An 18,253-nucleotide genomic window follows, 5' to 3' on the forward strand; every position below is an offset into this window, starting at 1 on the left:
GTTAGGGCTCCTAAATGCTCTTAGTCTTTTGCTGGCAAAGTTTCGATAGTTAGATTGTGGTTGGTGAACACACAAATGTCGGCCGCTATGTTAAGGCTTTTTTCAACAACTTCTTTCGCACAAAAATCAGTATTAGCTACCAGTGCCTTAGCCGCCGCTAGGGCATAATTGCCACCGGAGCCTATGGCGATAACGCCATCTTCTGGTTCGATAACATCGCCAGTACCAGATAATAGGTAGGTTTTTTCATCGTTGGCGACGAGCATTAGCGCTTCAAGGCGACGTAAAACACGGTCACTACGCCACTCTCTAGCAAGATGGATAACGGCATTGACGATATTGCCGTGATGTTTATCAAGTTGCTGCTCAAATAGATCACGTAATGTAATGGCGTCAGCTGTACTGCCTGCAAACCCGGTAATAACGTTGTGTTTAGGTAAAAGGTTTACTTTCTTAGCGGTACCTTTCATGACAGTGTTGCCAAGAGATACTTGTCCATCGCCACCGACGACGACTTGATCACCGCGGCGTACTGAAACAATTGTTGTCATGGGAGCTTGACCTTATTGGGTTCGGGTTACTCCAGATATGGGATTTCCCAGGAAGGATTTCAAGGGGAAGGGTGTAAAATGATGCTTAATCAACTCGGATAGTCAGCGCATTAATATTTAGGCGGGCTAGTTTGTCATGGGCTTTATTCATGACTGAGCGATTATCAAAAGGACCTATTCTGACTCGATACCATAGGCCATTGGCGCCATTGGATGGGTTGGTGTGTACGTTTTTTAGACCTGAGAGTAGCAGTTGTGCTCTCATTTTTTCAGCATCAGCTGCATTTCGAAACGAGCCTGCTTGCAGTACATATGTTTTATCAAGTTTCGCGCTGCGCGGTGTTGATTTGTATTCCTTTACTGCTGCTGGTGTTATTTCATCTTTTGGCAGCAGCTCGTAAAATTCATATTTATTCTGCTTTGGTACTGTTTTAGCTTCTACAGATTTTTCAACAACCTTGGGTCCTGAAGCAGGTTTTTTAATTACTGTAGGTTTGGTTGCAACGACTTTTTTCTCCGTACGTTTTACCACAGGAACTGGTTTTTTAACGGGAGTAGAGGTTTGTTTTTTTACAGTTGTCGTTTGAGGTGTCTGTATTGAATCCACGTTTAGTAGTTGATTCAATAAAAATACGAGCCCTGCAAGAGCGACTAAACTAAAGAGGGCGAGTTTCCATGGCTTGCGCTTAGGCGCAGGTGTTGCCTTCGCACGTGGTTTTGCTGCTGCCGGCCGGTTAGGGCTGGCAGGAGACTGCTTTCGTGAGCGCTGAACAAAATCCTTACGCGAAGCCATGGGTGTCCTTTACTTACATCTGTTCAGGTGAACTAACACCTAAAAGGGTCAGACCATTGTTTAGGATTTGGCGGGTTGCTTCGCTAAGCGTGATACGAGCATTTCGTAGTTCTGCATCATCAATCAGCATTTTGTTAGCGTTATAGTACGAGTGGAAGTTATTCGCCAATTCTCGAAGGTAGTTGGCAAGTAAGTGTGGCTCGTAATTAACCGCTGCATGAGTAAGCACTTCTGGGTATTTAGACAACCGAGTAATCAAGTCTTTTTCATGTTCTGTGTCGAGCTTGCCTAAGTTTGCTAAGCCTGATTCTTGATCCCAAACCCACTCATTCTCAGCCAGTTTGCGATGTACTGAGCAAACGCGTGCGTGAGCATACTGAATATAGTAAATAGGGTTATCTTTTGACTGAGTCTTGGCTAGCTCTAGGTCAAAATCCATATGTTGATCCGCTTTACGGGTTACATAGAAGAAACGGCAAGCATCTTTACCTACTTCATCACGCAGTTCACGCAATGTTACGAATGAGCCGGAGCGCGTCGACATTTGTACACGTTCTTCACCGCGGTAAAGTATAGCAAACTGTACCAAGCGAACTAATAATCGCTCTGGGTCATAACCTAACGCTTGGCAAGCCGCTTTCATACGAGCAATGTAACCATGGTGGTCGGCCCCCCAGATATAAAGCACCTTATCAAAACCGCGCTCGAACTTATTTTTAAGATAAGCAATATCTGACGCAAAATAAGTCGTTAAACCATTAGCGCGACGAACAACACGGTCTTTGTCATCACCGAATGCAGTCGAACGGAACCATAAGTTTCCTTCTTCCTCAAACAGGTAACCATTTTCCTGAAGTGTATTCAGTGCACTCTCTACATCGCCGTTTGCTGTTAAGCTAAGCTCTGAAAACCATTTCTGATACTCGACACCAAAGTCTGACAGGTCATCGCGGATATCAGACAGAATTGAGTCCAATGCCGCATTAAAGAAAACAGCATAGCCCTCGGCTGTTAAGAGTTCTTGGGCTCTTTCTATGAGTGCATCAATGTGAGTTTCTTTATTACCGCCTTGAGGTTCGTCTGCAGGGATGTTGTGCATCACTTCATCAAGAGGGCGTTTGTAGATATCAGCATGCTCATCGATAACTGATGAGGCTATGTCATGAATATAGTCGCCCTTATAGCCATTACTTGGAAAAGTAACAGTCGCGCCAAGTTTTTCTAAGTAACGTAACCACAAGCTAGTGGCCAGGATGTTCATTTGTCGGCCAGCGTCATTGACGTAGTATTCACGTTCTACAGGAACGCCAGCAGCTTCAAGCAAGTCGGCAACTGATGCTCCATATGCTGCGCCACGGCCGTGGCCTACATGTAATGGGCCTGTTGGGTTGGCTGAAACAAACTCAACTTGTGTGCGTTCAGTGCTACTGGCAAGACCGCGACCAAATTCGGTTTTTTGGGCAATAATCTGACCAACAACAGCCGTTGTAGTTTCTTGAGTTACAAAGAAATTAATAAAGCCAGGTCCGGCAATTTCAGTTTTATCCAGATTTTCAGACGCTGGTAGTGCATCAATAATCAGTTGGGCTAACTCACGAGGGTTGCGTCGAGCTGGTTTGGCTAAGGCTAGGGCGATATTTGAAGCAAAATCCCCGTGTGATTTATCGCGCGTGTTTTCAACCATGATAGAAGGTTGGACATCAGCGGCGAAAATGCCGTTGTCGCTCAGTGTTTTTAGTGCTGCACTGATCAGATCTGCAATATGCTGTTTCATTTGCCTGTAGATACCAGTTCGATTTAAATATTTTAGGAAGTAAAAGCTCGAGAGTTAAACGGCCCAGAACGAACCGGCTATTATCCCCTGTTGGCGCTGGGATGTTAACCCCTCGCCAGCAGAAGATTGGATGTTTTATATTCAGATTGTGAAGCGGCGAATTAACTCACGTTGTATTTGAGCAATTTTTAGCAATGTGGTGCTGCTCTCTGATGCCGTATGGGCGCCTTGTGCTGTTTCGGTTGCCGCTGTATTAATGCTAACCAAAGTTCGGCTGACTTCTTGTACGGCACTGTTTTGTTGTGATGCAGCTTCTGCTATGTGGGTGTTCATATTGCGAATAGTTTCGATAGCCGTTTGCATGGCATGTAAGGCGTCGCTGGATGATTGTGCATGCTGCACACACTCTCCCGCTTTATCGTGGCTGTTTCGCATCCCGCTAGCAACACTGCGTATACGCATTTGCATGCTGTTGACCATGGCTTGAATTTCTTCAGTAGAGTTTTGTGTGCGGCTAGCCAGTTGTCGGACTTCATCCGCCACTACCGCAAAGCCTCTGCCGTTATCACCTGCACGGGCTGCTTCAATGGCGGCATTGAGCGCTAAAAGATTGGTTTGTTCTGCAATAGTGTTGATAGTGACTAATATTGAGTCAATTTTCTTGCTGTCCATTTCAAGTTCTGTTGACGCATGGACTGCTTCTTCAATAACGGATGCTTGGGAAGATATGCTAGTGCGAGTTAATTCCATTTTTTTATCTACATCTAGGCTTAACTCTTCGCAGTGCTGCACTGCGGATAGTGTTGAGTCGGCATGATGCGAGACTTCGGATACCGTATTTTCCATCTCAGTGGACGCCGTTGATGTTAATTCTAGTTGCTGGCTTTGAGCGGTCATGGCCGACGTTGCTTCTTTGCTGATTTGCGCGTTGTCCTCAGCTACTTGAGATAGTTGTTTTGAGTTACTTATCACTTGCTGCAAGATCTCTTGAAGGCCTGTAACAACGGTGTTTAAACTAGCCGCCAGTTCACCAAATTCATCGTCGCGTTTATCGTTAAAGCGTATGGTTAAATCACCTTTTCCTACGGCTATTAGCTGTTGGCGCATATTGTTGAGTGGGCGGCGTATGGTGTTCATAATGATCCAGCCGACGATACAGGCAATAATTAGACCTGAAGCACTGAGTCCGTAGATTAGCAGTTGGCTGGTTTTTATAGTGTATGTTGCTTGAGTTCTGGCGCCATCTGTTTGTTCTAATGCGATGTTCAGTACTTTTTGTAAGCTTGTTTCCGTCAGCGATAATTGCATTTCTGCATTTTTTAACTTGCTCTCCAGAAGCTGGGTGGTGTTATCTTGTTGGATATAGGCTCCTAAAAGTCCAACGTTTTCTTCCAAAGAGAATTTTAGTCCGTCGATAATGCCTGCTATTCGTGCACCATCTTCGTCGAGTTCGACGAAATTTTTAAAGCCCTCGGTTACTTTTATTCTCAGTTTAAGTAGCGATGCTTTTAGTTTGCTGATGTCGTAAGTTTTTTGGTAAATACGTACAGCCGTTTTGACTTGATTCACTGTTCTTAACAAGACTTGGATGCTGGAGCGTGCGTCTTCAGAAGGGTCTTTTGTTAAGTACCTTTGCCCCCAGTTAGACATGGAGTCGATCTGGGCTTGAAACATCTGTGTTTCCGTAATTACTTTGCGTGCTAGCAAGGTTCGCTCAACATGTATTTTTTGTACCTCTTTAGCGGCTTTTACATAGTGGTTAGCTGCTGTTTCGGATTCAATTAATGCGCTATAGAGTGTGCTGCCTTCTTTTTGTTGGCTTTTTAGTTGCGCTAGTCCTTGATTGAAACCTGCGAAGTGGCGGTCAAAAGCTTTTAGGTGTGTTTGGAATTTTTCTTCGCGACTATTCAAAAACTTGAGAAGTGACTGGTTGGCTTGATTTAACGCGAGGGTTTGCTGGTAGCTGCTGGTCAGTTGTGGAACGGATTCATCCGAGATCAAGTGTAGTTGTTTATTGATGTCGTTTATTCCAAAAAGGCCTCCTGTACCAATAACCAGAATGGTAATAGCCAGTACACCAAAACCCATGAGTATTTTTTTGGATATGTTCATCTGCTTGTATATCTTCTTTATTGTTAGACTTTTTATGTAAGTGTAGACACTTATAGTGGCATATCCAGCCTAAACATTAATAAAAGCTTAATACATATCGTAAGGGTCGATGTCTATGGACCAGCGTATTTTGCTGGCCATAGGGTGTGTCTCAATATTGGCGCAGAGATAACTGAGGGAGTGTTGGAGCAGGGGGCGCGATAGGCTTGAAATGAGCAGCTGTGAGCGAAAAACACCGGCGCGCTTTTCCATCGGAGAGGGAAATGGGCCTGACCATTGGACTTGAGGGAATGCTTGGCTTTGCTGATCTCTTATCGATTGTAAAAAGCCTTCTGCTCTACCGGTATCCGCGGCTTCTGCTCGAATAATCGCAATATGTTGGTAGGGTGGGAGTTGGAATTGATGTCGCTGTTTGAGTTCCTCTTTAGCAAATGTTTCATAGCCTTTAGTTGCTAATAACTCTAACAGTGGGTGCTCAGCATGATGTGTCTGCAGAACCACCTTTCCGGGGTGCTCTGCTCGTCCGGCTCGTCCGGCTACTTGTACTATCATCTGTGCCGTGCGCTCCATGCCTCGAAAATCGGTGCTGAATAGTCCTGCATCAGCATCTAATATCGCCACGAGTGTCACTTTAGGGAAGTGATGTCCTTTAGCCAGCATTTGGGTGCCCACTAAAATACAAGGCGCTCCTTCTTGGACCTGCTCCATGATCTTTGCCATGGAACCTTTGCGAGATGTGCTGTCACGGTCAACTCGAAAGATAGGTGTTTTAGGGAATAATTCATTGAGTGTTTGTTCGGTGCGCTCTGTGCCCGCTCCTACAGGTTTTAACGCACGACTGCCGCAATGGTCGCATTGTGATGGTATAGGGCGCTGGCTGTCGCAATGGTGGCAATGTAGGTGGGCTGGCTTTTGGTGGAGTGTCATTCTTGCGTCGCAGCGTCGACATTCGGCTAACCAGCCACAATCATGGCATATGAGACTGGGGGCAAAGCCTCTACGGTTAATGAAAACCAGTACTTGAGTGCCTTTTTCCAAGTGTTGCTGGATTTGTGTGATAAGCGTAGAAGAAAGTCCGTTATTAAGTGGGAGTCTCTTTATATCTAATAATTGAAATTCAGGTGTTTTCGCGTTCCCCGCTCTAACACGCAGTGTTAAATGTTGGTATCTATTGAGTGCGCAATTATGTAAAGACTCTAGAGAGGGCGTCGCACTGCCGAGGATGATAGGGACCTGTTCTGCGTGGGCTCTCACTACTGCAAGGTCGCGTGCAGAGTAGCGAAATCCTTCTTGTTGCTTGAATGAACTGTCGTGTTCTTCGTCAATTATGACGATGCCGGGAGATTTTAACGGTGTGAAAATAGCTGATCGTGTACCGATAACAATAGGCGCCTCTCCTTGAGATGCATGCATCCATGCATCGAAGCGTTGCTTGTCGGTTAAATTGGAGTGTAAAACGGCAACAGGAACACGAAAGCGGCTTTTGAAGCGTTGAACGGTTTGTGGCGTTAGGCCAATTTCAGGCACTAATATGAGTGCTTGTTGTCCTTTTTTCAGTATTTCGTGTATGGCTTGTAGGTATACCTCTGTTTTTCCTGATCCAGTGATGCCATCGAGTAGAAAAGCATTGAAACCCTTGTCTTTTGTTATTGATTGGAGGGCGTTCTGTTGCTCTGAATTTAGCGATAAAGGTACTTCTTTGAGTAGATGTGAAGCCTCCGGCAGCGAATGCTTTTGTGTGACCTTTTTAATGAGTTGTTTGCTTTCGAGTGTGGCAAGTAGTGTTGTTTGGCCGCCCTCTGCTTTTATTGCTTCCTTGCTAATGCCTTGTGGGTGTTCTGCAATGAGTTGGTATAACGCCTGCTGCTGATAAGCTCTAGCGGAAATTCCTCCGGCAGTGGAGTCTTGCGTGACTTGCCAAAGGTAAGTATGTGTTGCTACCCCTTCGCCACCTTTGCGTAGGTAAACCGGAAGTGATTGAAATAAGGCATCACCTATTGGGTGTTGATAATAATCAGCGGCCCATAGTGCTAAATCTCGAATATACTGTGGCTGCAAAGGTATGCTATCTAAGACCTCAATAACAGGCTTTAGTTTGTTCGTGGGGACATCCGTCTTTGTTACGACTTCTAGCAAGATCCCGATGAGTTCTCGTCTGCCAAAAGGTACTTTTACGCGTACACCTGCTTGGAAAGAATCTGCGTTCGTGTGTTCTGGGGGCAAGTAATCAAAATGTCGTCTGAGAGGTGAAGGTATGGCGACGCGAAGAAAAATCATTAATTTATACTTTGCTGAATGTTGGTTGCCTAAGTGTAAGGGCTTTTGTTAGAGGTTTAAATGGCCTATATGCTTGCAGCTAGTAGTATCTGTCCGTATAATTTGCCGCCTACCATTATAGGCTGGCTATATGTCAGTTTATTTTTATTTGTACGGTGCCTGACATAATGATCAGGTGGCGGTGCAGAAACAACTCTGAGGTTTACTATGAAAGCGGACATCCATCCTAAATATGAAGACGTGACTATCACGTGTTCTTGCGGTAACGAAATGAAAACAAGCTCTACAATGTGCCATGATATGCACGTGGATGTTTGCAGCCAGTGTCACCCTTTCTATACAGGTAAGCAGAAAGAAGCGACTTCTGGTGGCCGTATCGATCGCTTTAACAAGCGTTTTGGTTCTATCGGCACTAAAAAGACTGCTGAATAATCAAACAGTTATTCAAAAAGGCACTCTTAATGAGTGCCTTTTTTGTGTCTGCTATTTCAGTTGTACAGGCATCAGATAGCTGTGTATTGAGCATTAAGAAAGTTAAAGTCTCTGTACGCTATGTTTATGATGGTGATACGTTAGAGTTATCGGATCGTCGCCGAGTTAGGCTGGTTGGCATTAATACACCAGAACTAAAAAGTGGGTCTAGCTGGTCTAGAGTGGTCGCGCAACAAGCCACTTCTGTATTGAAATATTGGGTTTCACTTCATAAAGAAGACGTATATCTACAAATTGAGAAAGAAGCACATGACAGCTATGGTCGTGTTCTTGGTTATATAGTCGATTCTAAAGGTGTAGGTCCTGATATTGAGCTGCTCGAAAAAGGCCTCGCCTATGCTATTTCGGTAGCGCCGAATGTGCAAAAGAAAAAGTGCCATAGGTTAGCAGAGAAAAAAGCGCGTTCGGCTGAGTTAGGGGTGTGGGCGCATGAGCTTATGCATGCAAGCAATTTTAGTAGAAAGCATCTTGGCTTTTCTGTACTGCAAGGCAAGGTGACTAGGCAGTTCCGCTTTAAAACAGCGGACGCCTTGGTGCTTGATGAAAAAGTAGTCGTTATGCTGCGAGGTACGTCACGTTTGCCTTCATTATCTGGCCGCAATGTTCAGGTAAGAGGGTGGGTGCAGGCAAAAACCTTTAAGCGTGATGGGTTTGACGCTGCATTTACTGTGTATTTGAACCATGTATCTAATATCGAAGTGCCTTAATTGAGTTTGTTATTTCTTGCATGCTTAGTATTAGAAGGTTAGTTCCTTAGTTGGAGGGGAGTTGTCCCTTTAATCTCTTTTCTATATGATTCTTGACTCGTCTTTTGTTATAAAAAATTGGAACAGCAATCATGTCTGAAGATCTGAAACAAGCGGCACTGGATTACCATGAATTCCCTCGTCCAGGCAAAATCAGTGTTGAGCTGACTACATCAGCAGCAACGGCCCGTGATCTTGCTTTGGCTTACAGCCCGGGTGTAGCGGAGCCTGTCCGTGAAATCGCGCGCGACCCTGAAAATGTCTTCCGTTATACAGCTAAAGGTAATTTAGTCGCAGTTATTACAAACGGTAGTGCAATTCTTGGTTTGGGTGATCTAGGTCCATTGGCTTCTAAACCAGTCATGGAAGGTAAATCCCTACTATTTAAGAAATTTGCTGGTATAGATTCAATCGATATAGAAGTAGATGCAGAAAGCCCGCAGGCGTTTATTGACACTGTTGCGCGCATTGCTGAAACTTTTGGTGGTATCAACCTTGAAGATATCAAAGCGCCTGAGTGTTTTGAGATTGAACGAGTTCTTATTGACCGCTGTAATATCCCTGTTTTCCATGATGACCAACACGGTACAGCTATCGTAACGGCTGCAGGTATGATCAACGCTTTGGAAATTGCAGGTAAGAAGCTAGACGAAGCTAAAATTGTAACCTTGGGTGCTGGTGCTGCCGCTTCTGCTTGTATGAAGCTACTGATTAATATGGGCGCAAAAGTAGAAAACATCTACATGCTTGACCGTAAAGGTGTGATTCACTCTGGTCGTGAAGATCTAACACCTGAGAAAGCAATTTTTGCAACTGAGACTGATAAGCGCACCCTTGATGATGCTATCGATGGTGCCGATGTATTTGTAGGCTTGTCTGGTCCTAACTTGCTGTCTGCTGATCAGTTGAAGAAGATGGCTGCTACACCTGTTGTGTTTGCATGTGCTAACCCTGATCCTGAAATTCTACCTTCAGTTGCTCATGCGGCACGTAATGATGTCATTATGGCAACAGGTCGTTCGGATTTTCCGAATCAGGTTAATAACGTTCTTGGTTTTCCGTTCATTTTCCGTGGCGCGCTAGATGTTCGTGCTTCTGCGATCAATGAAGAGATGAAAGAAGCAGCAGTACGTGCTTTAGTTGACTTGGCTAAAGAGCCCGTTCCTCAGGATGTATTAGATGCCTATGGTTTAGAGTCTCTGGAGTTTGGTCCTGAGTACATTATTCCAAAACCAACAGATACGCGTTTGTTCGGTGCTTTATCAATGGCTGTAGCGCAAGCTGCGATCGATACTGGTGTGGCGCGCTTGCCTTTGCCAGCTCATTATCCGCTAACGACATTGGCTGATATTGTATAAAGTATAGTTAATGTACTTTTAGCAGAATGAAAAAAACCGGCGTTGCCGGTTTTTTTTCGTCTTGAATTTGGAATGACTTTTGTGCCCAACTGTATTTTATGAACCTTAGAAAAGGTCTTCAGTGGACTGTCCGTTGGAAGGTGAGTTTTCGGCCACGCCTTGGTGTGGCGTTTGTTCGGATTTAAAGTATTCATATAGGGTGTTGCTTTGTTTTGAGCTGGCACGTAAACCGGTGCTGGAGTGAATGCGTACTTGCACTATGCCATTAGGTCTAGGTACAGGTGCTTCAGGCGTGTCAGCTAAGGCCTCTCGCATAAAGTCGACCCAAATAGGCAGTGCGGCAGTGCCGCCAAACTCCGAGCGTCCTAGGGGTGCTGGTTGGTCATAGCCGACCCATGATGTGGTTACCAGTTTGCTATTAAACCCAGTAAACCATGCGTCTTTTTGCTCGTTAGTTGTGCCTGTTTTTCCGGCTAGGTCTGACCTGTTAAGGACTCTAGCGCGCGTGCCTGTTCCACGTCGAATAACATCTTGCATGATGCTATAAAGTAAAAAATTTGTACGTTTGTCCATAATGCGTGGCGCGACATTAGTTGCTGCTACAGTTGTTGTGTCAATGGCTTTGTTTTTATTGTTAGTTGTGGAGCAATCATGGCATACGATAGGTGTATTAGTGGTGAAAATGGTTTGGCCGTATTGATCATTAATGCGTTCAATGAAGTAAGGCTCAACTTTATAACCACCATTTGCTAAAGCTGCGTAGCCAGTCACTAATTCTAGAGGAGTGACATCGGCGCTCCCCAAAGCAAGTGATAGATTGGCGGGTAGTTTTTTAGGGTCAAAGCCAAAGCGAGATAAGTATTCTATTCCCTTGTTAAAACCAAGAGAGCGTAACAGTCGAATAGAAACTAGATTGCGTGACTTATATAAGCCGACCCTTAGGCGTGTTGGTCCTGAAAACTTTTTACTTGAGTTTTGAGGGCGCCAATTGCCATCGAGGCCTTTGTCTTGTAACACGACAGGCGCATCGTTAATTATAGAAGCGGGTGTGAAGCCATTCTCCATAGCTGCGGCATAAATAAAAGGTTTGAAGTTGGAGCCGGGCTGGCGGTGAGCTTGAGTCGCACGATTAAATTTGTTGTGAGTGAAGCTAAATCCACCAACGAGTGAGCGAATAGCACCTGATTGCGGTGTCATAGAGATTAATGCGCCTTGTGCCTTAGGTACTTGACTCAGCTCCCAGTACTCGCCTGTATTTAGTATGCGTACAAGGTCGCCTGTTTGGACGACCTTAGCAGCGGTTTTCGGCATTGGGCCGGAGTAATTCACCGTTTTAAACTTCTTTGCCCACTTTAATCCTTCCCATGGAAGGGTGATTATTTCGCCATTTTTTCGTTGTGCAGTAGCGCTTTTTTTATCTACATTAAGAATAATGGCAGGTTCAAGCTGAGCAAATGAGGTTTCTTTTTTTAGTAAAGTCGTGATCTCCTCAGATGAAATGTCTGTAATGTCGTGCTGCTTCTCAGGGCCTCGGTAACCATGGCGTTTGACATAATTAACAAGCCCGTTACGTACGGCTGTGTTAGCAGCTGACTGCATTGTGCTATTCAGTGTTGTGTACACAGTAAAGCCGTCAGTATAAAGCTCATCACCATACTGTCCGTATAGGTCACTTCTCACCATTTCTGCAATATAGGGGGCGTATAATTCTATTTCTGTAGTGTGGTATTTGGCTGTGACAGGGGCTGACTGTGCTTCTTTAGACTCTTCTTCAGTTATAAAAGATAGATTGTGCATGCGGCCTAAAATCCAATTCCTACGCTCTATAGCTCTATTAGGGTTGGTTATAGGGTTGAAGGTTGAGGGGGCCTTGGGAAGGCCTGCAATCATAGCCAGCTGTGGTAAAGATAGTTCGTCAATGTTTTTTCCATAATAGACATTTGCCGCAGCTTGGATTCCGTATGAGCGGTGTCCTAAGTATATTTTATTAACATATAATTCAAAAATTTCTTGCTTGGATAGTGATTGTTCTATTTTTAAGGCAAGAAATATTTCGCTAAATTTTCGCTCAAAAGTACGTTCTCTCGTTAAGAAAAAATTCTTGGCGACCTGCATGGTTATGGTTGAACCACCGCTTTGAATTTTTCCGGTCGAAACTAATTGATAAGCCGCGCGTGATAGTCCAATTAAGTCTATTCCGTAATGCTCAAAAAAACGACTATCTTCAGCGGATTGAAGTGCTTGGACAAATGTTTCAGGAATTTTTTCATAAGTGATTGGCGTGCGTTTTTTTTCGCCAAATTCAGCAATTAATTTACCATCAGTCGATAAAACTTTTAACGGGGTTTGAAATTTTATATCTCGCAAAGTTTCTACGTTTGGTAGCGTTGGTGCAAAGTGTTGATACAGACCAATAACGGCTACAGCTCCCAATATTAGGCCTATGAAAGCTAGAATTAAAGCGAAGCGGAAGAAGGATTTAAGCACGCGCATACTTACCTTGAAATAGTTTTTATTCAATAAAATACATTATATCGGCGCTAATATACTCTCTCTAGCTTAATTAAAGTTTAATTTTTCATTATTTCAGCTAAAGTCATTAGGTAGAAGGTAAATTTATATATTGAAAGGAACTTATAAGTGGTCAGCTTTTTCGGGAAGAAAACGGCCAGCTGGGTCGGTGTTGATATTGGTTCGTCGTCGGTTAAGTTGGTTGTCTTGTCCAGGCGCGGAAGTCTGGTCGGACTGGATGCCTATGCTATTGTGTCATTGCCTCCAACGGCGGTTGTTGATGGGAATATTCAAGAAGTACAGCCTGTCACTGAAGCAATAGAGCGAGCTATTAAAATTTGTGCTCTCAAGCAGGGCAACGCTATTGCTGCAGTCCCCTCTTCTGCCGTTATCATCAAGCGAATGGAACTTAGCAAAGCGTTCTCTGAAGTTGAACTTGAAGATCAAGTTAAAGTTGAAGCTGATCAGTTTATTCCTTATCCCTTAGATGAAGTGGCGCTTGATTTTGAAATTTTAGGCGAATCTAGGACTCATCCTGAACTGAATGATTTGTTGTTGGTTGCGTGTCGTCGCGATGACGTGGACCAACGCGAAGATGCTATTAATGCTGCTGGCCTAAAATGCGCGATTGTTGACGTCGATACGTATGCAATTGAGCGTGCTTTTCCGATGCTTATTAATGAAGATCTTAAAAGTGACGATATGGTTGCGATTGTGGATGTGGGAGCTGCCACGTTAACGCTCAATGTTATTCGAGATCATAAGATTATCTACAATCGCGAACAGTCTTTTGGTGGGAATGACCTAACTACAAACATTCATCACCAATACGGCATGGCTATTGATGAAGTCGAGCAGGCTTTAAGACTTGGAGAGATTAGCGAAGAGGTGCAAGAATCTGTTATTCAGCCTTTTCGTTTAACGGTTTCTCAGCAGGTTTCTCGCGCATTACAGTTTTTTTACTCCTCAGGGGTTCAGCACCAGCTTACAAAAATCTACTTATGTGGAGGCGTCGCTTCTATTGATGGTTTGACTGGTATTCTGAGTGATGAGCTAGGTATTCCGGTAAATACAGCTAACCCATTTGAACAAATGGATGTGAGCGTTAAGGTTAATAAAGAGCGCTTGGTAAAAGATACGCCTGCATTGGTAAAAGCTTGTGGCTTAGCGCTTAGATCGTTTGATCAATAGGGAATAGTAATGGCAAAAATTAATTTACGACCATGGCGAGAGGAGCGCACAGCGGCAAGGCAGAAAGACTTTGTTACCAGTCTCGTTGCTTCCGCTATATGTGCTGCCGCTCTTGTTCTTATGATGGGCTATTATTATGACGTACAGATGGATCGTCAGAATGCCCGTAACGGTTTTTTGAAAGTAAATATCTCTAAGCTTGATGAGAGAATCAAAGAGATAGAAGAGCTTAAGCGACAACGTGAAAGGCTATTGGAGAGGTTGAATGCAATTCAGGAGCTGCAAGGGAATCGGCCTATTATTGTAAGAAATTTTGATGAGCTGGTTAGAGTACTGCCTGATGGTTTGCATTACGACTTTCTGGAAAGAAAGGAAGCTGGTTTTGCTAGTGCGGATGCTATCAATATTAAAGGTTTAGCACTTCAAAACAAAGATGTTTCCGAGCTGATGAGGCGCCTCAACTCCTCCATTTGGTTTGGGGAGCCTAACCTGTCGCAAGTAGGAGCTTTAGGTGCAGGAGCAGGTGCCGCTAGAAAGTCTTTGGCCTTGGCTGATATCAGAGCCTTTAATCTCTCAGTTGTTTTGACTAAACCTAAAGCCGAGGATGCAAAATGAAAAGCCAGTCTTTAAAAAATGCATTCCAGGGCTTTGACCCTAATAATATGGACTTCAACACCGCCGGCAATTGGCCTGTTGGTGTTAAAGCTGTTGTTTATCTAATTATTATGGCGATAGTTGTTTATGCTGGTATTCACTTTTATGTGAGTGAGCAGCATGTGCAGCTAGAGCGAGAGATTCAGAAAGAGAGTCAGCTTAAACAAGAGTTCGAAAAAAAGTCATTCCAGGTCGCTAACTTAACCGCTTTAAGAAAGCAGATGGAAGATGTTGAAGGCAAGTTTTCTGAGCTTCTAGGGCAACTTCCTACTGATAAAGAAGTTCCGGGTTTACTTGAAGATATTAGTGATATTGGACGCGCTGCTGGTTTGCAGATTGAGCAAATAGCTTTAGCGGGTGAGAGAAAAGAAAAGTTTTATATTGAGCTGCCGATAAATATAGAAGTAGAAGGGACTTATCACCAGATGGGACAGTTTGTTAGTGGTGTGGCTGCGATTAAACGCATAGTTACGCTGCATGATTACACTCTACAGCCTACGGATGGTGGTTTGTTAAAAATGGGAATCAGTGCGAAGACTTATCGTTATGATGATACTGAATAAACGTTCTTGTAGGGGGCTTCGTGCCTTGTTCGCTGGAGTGGTGGTTAGTTTAGTAACTGGGTGTATCTGGGTTGAAGATACTGCTGACCTTTCTAAATTCATTACTGATGTGCAGGCTAAACCGAAAGGGAAAATTAAGCCACTACCGACCTTTGAGCCTTATCACAGCTTTGTTTATCAAGGAGCAAGCCTGAGGGATCCGTTTGTGCCGTTGGTGCGTGTGGTTTCAACACTGTCTAATTTTGAGCTAGAAGATGGTGATGGTCTGCAGCCAGATCAGGATCGTTCTAGAAGTTATCTTGAGCAGTTTGCTGTGGATCAACTCTCTATGGTTGGCACTATCGGTAAGGCTGAGAATGATTTCTTTTGGGCGCTTGTACTAGATGATAACAGCGAGATACATCGCGTGAAAATTGGAGACTATTTAGGTTTAGATTTTGGTCGAGTTTTTGCTGTTTCAGATCAGCAGCTTGATGTGATGGAAATTATATCGAATGGACGAGGTGGATGGATGCAGCGTCCAAGAACTATTGAGTTAGCCGAGCAGAAATGAGCGAAGGATAGAAACATGAATAACAACAATGCTTATCTACAACCCCATGGCGCGGGGCTTCTCAAAGGCGTTTTCATTACGGCGCTATTGCTGTTGGGTGCGGTTTCTCAACAAGTCTCTGCTCAACAAGAGGTCGCGTTAAATAAGTCCTCTTTTGTTGCGTTGCCGGGTAACAAAATCGAGGTTAAGCTCGATTTTGATGCCGCTCCTCCAGTACCTAAAGCCTATACAATTGATAGCCCTCCTCGGTTAGTTTTGGATTTTTGGGGTGTGAAAAATGATTTAGGTACGAAATCTGTAGATGTGAAGGCAGGTGTGGTTGAGTCTCTTAATTTTGCACAAGGTAACGGTCGCTTACGAATAGTAACAAACCTGCATGGTATGACTGATTATCGTACATTCACTGAAGGACAAAGTTTATTCGTTGTTTTTGGCGAAAAACCGAGCAAGTCCGCGTCGATAGCTAAAGTTGCATCCGCACCTACAACTAAACCGAAAAAGATGTCTGCTACACGCTCTGTATTAGATGCTTATAATGATAAGACTCGTGTTCAAGGTATAGATTTTGAGCGTGTTTCTGGTGGGGTGGGGCGTATCGTTATAACGCTGTCAGATGACCAGGCTGGTCTTGATATCCAAGAGGAAGGAAATAACGTAGCGGTTAATTTTTCAGGAGCAAGTTTGTCTCCTTCGCTGCAACAGCGCGTGAATGTGCAAGACTTTGCAACACCTGTTATGTTTGTTGATGCTATGGCAAGTGGCAAGAACACAACAGTGCTTATTAAACCCGGTGCTGAGCCATATGACTACATGGCATACCAAACAGGTAACAAGCTTATTCTAGATTTTAAACCGCTATCGCGTGCTGAAAAGGATGAGTTGAAGAAGAATGATTTTCCTTATAGCGGTGAAAAAATAGATCTTAACTTTCAAAATGTGAGTGTGCGGTCCGTGTTACAGATTTTGGCTGAAGTAGCACAGCTAAACCTTGTAGTTGATGATGCCGTAGAAGGTGAAATTACTCTACGGTTGAAACACGTTCCATGGGATCAAGCGCTCGATATTGTTATGAAAACACGCGGTTTAGATAAGCGCCAGGTTGGTAATGTCTTATTGGTCGCTCCAGCTGAAGATATAGCAGAGCGTGAGCGAGTGGAGCTTGAGAGCCAGAAACAAGTAGAAGAATTATCACCACTAAAAACAGACTTTATACAGGTTGATTACCGTAAAGCCTCTGAGATGCGCTCGCGTATCTATGAAGCGAAGCTGGTTTCAGAGCGTGGATTCATTGTTGCAGATGATCAAACCAATGTATTAATGGTGAGAGAAACCGTCAGTACGTTGGAAGAGATTCGTCGTACGCTACGTAAATTTGATACTGAAGTAGCTCAGATTATGGTTGAAGCACGACTAGTGACGGCCTCAACTGACTTTACACGTGATTTAGGTGTGAAGTGGGGCTTTGGCTTGCTGCAGGGGGGATTTGTCGCTGGTGGTGGTGGTGGCACTGCTCCGTACTTTAGAAATGATTTTCCTGCTGTTGGGCAAAACACTCAGCTGGGAGTTGATTTGGGTGTGAGTCCACAGTCTTCCATTCGTTTAGGTTATGCTACCAGTAATTTCCTTATTTCTACTGAGCTGTCTGCATTACAAAGTGAAGGAAAGGCTGAGATTATTTCTCAACCGAAGATTATTACTACTAATGGTAAAGCTGCACGTATTCAATCAGGTCAAGAAATTCCATATCAAACGGTTGAAGATGGTGAAGTGAAAATTGAGTTTAAGGATGTAGTGTTGAGTTTAGATGTTACTCCGCAGCTTAATCCTGGTGATAGAATCACGCTAGATTTGAAGATTAATCAAGATTCCTTGGGTGAGGTTTTACCTAATGGTGAAATAAGTATTATTAATAATGAACTTGAAACTTCTGTTGTTGTTAAAGATGGTGATACGATTGTCCTTGGTGGTGTTTATAGAAACGAAGTGGTTGATGCTGTCGCTAAGACTCCTTTCTTAGGTGACTTGCCAGGGATCGGAGCTCTATTTCGTAAATCAGAAGTGCAAGACAAGAAAGTCGAGCTGTTGATATTTATTACACCTAAGTTAATTCGAGAGTCTTTATCGGCAAAGTAGTCGGAGTTGTTCCAGCTTGAATATTTTCCTTATCGGTCCTATGGGTGCTGGAAAAAGCACCATAGGGCGCATGCTTTCTCAAGAGCTAAGCCTTCTGTTTGTGGATGTTGACCGAGAGATTGAAGAGCGCGCAGGCGCTAATATTCCTTGGATATTTGATGTAGAAGGCGAGGCCGGGTTTCGTGATCGTGAGGAATCCGTAGTAGATGAGCTAACACAAATGGATGAGCAGGTGCTGGCTACCGGCGGCGGGGCTGTGCTTCGGCCCATCAATCGTGCTAATTTACAGAGTAGAGGATTTGTTGTTTATCTGGATACATCTATAGAGCAGCAACTAGAAAGAACAGCTAAAGATAAAAACCGCCCTCTGTTAAATGCTGAAAACCCTCAGGCAATACTTGAAAAACTAATGCTGGAACGAGATCCTTTATATATACAGACCTGCGACCTGATTATTAAAACAGATCGTAGGCATCCTCGTGGCGTGGTTACTGATATTGTTAAACAACTGGTGCGCCAAGGTATTGTCTCTGGCGGCTAACAAT

15 protein-coding genes are annotated in these 18,253 nt (G+C 43.9%); 9 read left to right on the top strand and 6 right to left on the bottom strand.

Translation table 11 applies throughout. From position 1 onward, the window contains the following. Window positions 1–20: 20 nt before the first annotated feature. From hslV to G511_RS0100660, 5 genes are all read right to left on the bottom strand, one after another. On the bottom strand, window positions 21–551 hold the full coding sequence (gene hslV, locus G511_RS0100640; protein WP_028467886.1) for an ATP-dependent protease subunit HslV: 531 nt from the start codon (window positions 549–551) through the stop codon (window positions 21–23). An 85-nt stretch (window positions 552–636) separates the two neighbouring features. Further along, window positions 637–1,344, bottom strand: a complete 708-nt coding sequence (locus G511_RS23690) for an SPOR domain-containing protein (protein ID WP_051221362.1) — start codon at window positions 1,342–1,344, stop codon at window positions 637–639. Between the two features lie 13 nt (window positions 1,345–1,357). Then, window positions 1,358–3,118, bottom strand: a complete 1,761-nt coding sequence (argS, locus tag G511_RS0100650) for an arginine--tRNA ligase (protein ID WP_028467887.1) — start codon at window positions 3,116–3,118, stop codon at window positions 1,358–1,360. Window positions 3,119–3,259: 141 nt separating this feature from the next. Beyond that, window positions 3,260–5,230, bottom strand: a complete 1,971-nt coding sequence (locus G511_RS23695; protein WP_051221364.1) for a HAMP domain-containing methyl-accepting chemotaxis protein — start codon at window positions 5,228–5,230, stop codon at window positions 3,260–3,262. 87 nt (window positions 5,231–5,317) lie between these two features. Continuing rightward, window positions 5,318–7,507: a primosomal protein N' gene (locus G511_RS0100660; RefSeq protein WP_028467888.1), complete on the bottom strand. Its 2,190-nt coding sequence runs from the start codon at window positions 7,505–7,507 to the stop codon at window positions 5,318–5,320. Between the two features lie 207 nt (window positions 7,508–7,714). Here G511_RS0100660 and rpmE point away from each other — a divergent pair, with 207 nt between their 5' ends. The 3 genes from rpmE to G511_RS0100675 all read left to right on the top strand — a co-directional run bounded on the left by rpmE (window position 7,715) and on the right by G511_RS0100675 (window position 10,103). After that, window positions 7,715–7,939 (top strand): 50S ribosomal protein L31, encoded by a 225-nt coding sequence (gene rpmE / locus G511_RS0100665; RefSeq protein ID WP_028467889.1) that lies wholly within the window; start codon window positions 7,715–7,717, stop codon window positions 7,937–7,939. Between the two features lie 29 nt (window positions 7,940–7,968). Next, the gene (locus G511_RS0100670; protein WP_028467890.1) at window positions 7,969–8,706 is read left to right on the top strand and encodes a thermonuclease family protein; all 738 of its coding nucleotides are present in this window, start codon (window positions 7,969–7,971) and stop codon (window positions 8,704–8,706) included. Between the two features lie 131 nt (window positions 8,707–8,837). Then, window positions 8,838–10,103 carry a malic enzyme-like NAD(P)-binding protein gene (locus tag G511_RS0100675; protein WP_028467891.1) on the top strand — a complete coding sequence of 422 codons (1,266 nt, stop codon included), beginning with the start codon at window positions 8,838–8,840 and terminating at the stop codon, window positions 10,101–10,103. A gap of 105 nt (window positions 10,104–10,208) precedes the next feature. Here the strand turns inward: G511_RS0100675 and G511_RS0100680 are convergent, their stop codons facing one another. Beyond that, window positions 10,209–12,596, bottom strand: coding sequence for a penicillin-binding protein 1A (locus G511_RS0100680; RefSeq protein ID WP_028467892.1), 2,388 nt, complete (start codon window positions 12,594–12,596; stop codon window positions 10,209–10,211). A gap of 147 nt (window positions 12,597–12,743) precedes the next feature. Here G511_RS0100680 and pilM point away from each other — a divergent pair, with 147 nt between their 5' ends. The 6 genes from pilM to aroK are packed head-to-tail and all read left to right on the top strand — an operon-like array spanning window position 12,744 to window position 18,249. Beyond that, window positions 12,744–13,805 carry a type IV pilus assembly protein PilM gene (pilM, locus tag G511_RS0100685; protein ID WP_028467893.1) on the top strand — a complete coding sequence of 354 codons (1,062 nt, stop codon included), beginning with the start codon at window positions 12,744–12,746 and terminating at the stop codon, window positions 13,803–13,805. Between the two features lie 9 nt (window positions 13,806–13,814). Continuing rightward, on the top strand, window positions 13,815–14,420 hold the full coding sequence (locus G511_RS0100690; protein WP_028467894.1) for a PilN domain-containing protein: 606 nt from the start codon (window positions 13,815–13,817) through the stop codon (window positions 14,418–14,420). Then, window positions 14,417–15,022 (top strand): type IV pilus inner membrane component PilO, encoded by a 606-nt coding sequence (locus G511_RS0100695; RefSeq protein WP_028467895.1) that lies wholly within the window; start codon window positions 14,417–14,419, stop codon window positions 15,020–15,022. Before G511_RS0100690 ends, G511_RS0100695 begins: the two co-directional genes overlap by 4 nt. Then, on the top strand, window positions 15,006–15,575 hold the full coding sequence (locus G511_RS0100700) for a pilus assembly protein PilP (protein WP_028467896.1): 570 nt from the start codon (window positions 15,006–15,008) through the stop codon (window positions 15,573–15,575). Before G511_RS0100695 ends, G511_RS0100700 begins: the two co-directional genes overlap by 17 nt. 15 nt (window positions 15,576–15,590) lie before the next feature. Further along, complete coding sequence (locus tag G511_RS21470) at window positions 15,591–17,708, top strand: type IV pilus secretin PilQ (protein WP_051221366.1); 2,118 nt, start codon at window positions 15,591–15,593, stop codon at window positions 17,706–17,708. Between the two features lie 16 nt (window positions 17,709–17,724). Beyond that, window positions 17,725–18,249 (top strand): shikimate kinase AroK, encoded by a 525-nt coding sequence (gene aroK, locus G511_RS0100710; protein ID WP_028467897.1) that lies wholly within the window; start codon window positions 17,725–17,727, stop codon window positions 18,247–18,249. The last annotated feature ends 4 nt before the right edge of the window (window positions 18,250–18,253 follow it).

It is taken from the genome of Neptunomonas japonica DSM 18939, assembly GCF_000422765.1.
GTDB classification, from domain to species: domain Bacteria; phylum Pseudomonadota; class Gammaproteobacteria; order Pseudomonadales; family Balneatricaceae; genus Neptunomonas; species Neptunomonas japonica.

Coding starts and splice junctions, on each gene's coding strand:
- hslV (WP_028467886.1), bottom strand. CDS start 551: ATGACAACAATTGTTTCAGTACGCCGCGGTGATCAAGTCGTCGTCGGT.
- G511_RS23690 (WP_051221362.1), bottom strand. CDS start 1,344: ATGGCTTCGCGTAAGGATTTTGTTCAGCGCTCACGAAAGCAGTCTCCT.
- argS (WP_028467887.1), bottom strand. CDS start 3,118: ATGAAACAGCATATTGCAGATCTGATCAGTGCAGCACTAAAAACACTG.
- G511_RS23695 (WP_051221364.1), bottom strand. CDS start 5,230: ATGAACATATCCAAAAAAATACTCATGGGTTTTGGTGTACTGGCTATT.
- G511_RS0100660 (WP_028467888.1), bottom strand. CDS start 7,507: ATGATTTTTCTTCGCGTCGCCATACCTTCACCTCTCAGACGACATTTT.
- rpmE (WP_028467889.1), top strand. CDS start 7,715: ATGAAAGCGGACATCCATCCTAAATATGAAGACGTGACTATCACGTGT.
- G511_RS0100670 (WP_028467890.1), top strand. CDS start 7,969: ATGAGTGCCTTTTTTGTGTCTGCTATTTCAGTTGTACAGGCATCAGAT.
- G511_RS0100675 (WP_028467891.1), top strand. CDS start 8,838: ATGTCTGAAGATCTGAAACAAGCGGCACTGGATTACCATGAATTCCCT.
- G511_RS0100680 (WP_028467892.1), bottom strand. CDS start 12,596: ATGCGCGTGCTTAAATCCTTCTTCCGCTTCGCTTTAATTCTAGCTTTC.
- G511_RS0100690 (WP_028467894.1), top strand. CDS start 13,815: ATGGCAAAAATTAATTTACGACCATGGCGAGAGGAGCGCACAGCGGCA.
- G511_RS0100695 (WP_028467895.1), top strand. CDS start 14,417: ATGAAAAGCCAGTCTTTAAAAAATGCATTCCAGGGCTTTGACCCTAAT.
- G511_RS0100700 (WP_028467896.1), top strand. CDS start 15,006: ATGATGATACTGAATAAACGTTCTTGTAGGGGGCTTCGTGCCTTGTTC.
- G511_RS21470 (WP_051221366.1), top strand. CDS start 15,591: ATGAATAACAACAATGCTTATCTACAACCCCATGGCGCGGGGCTTCTC.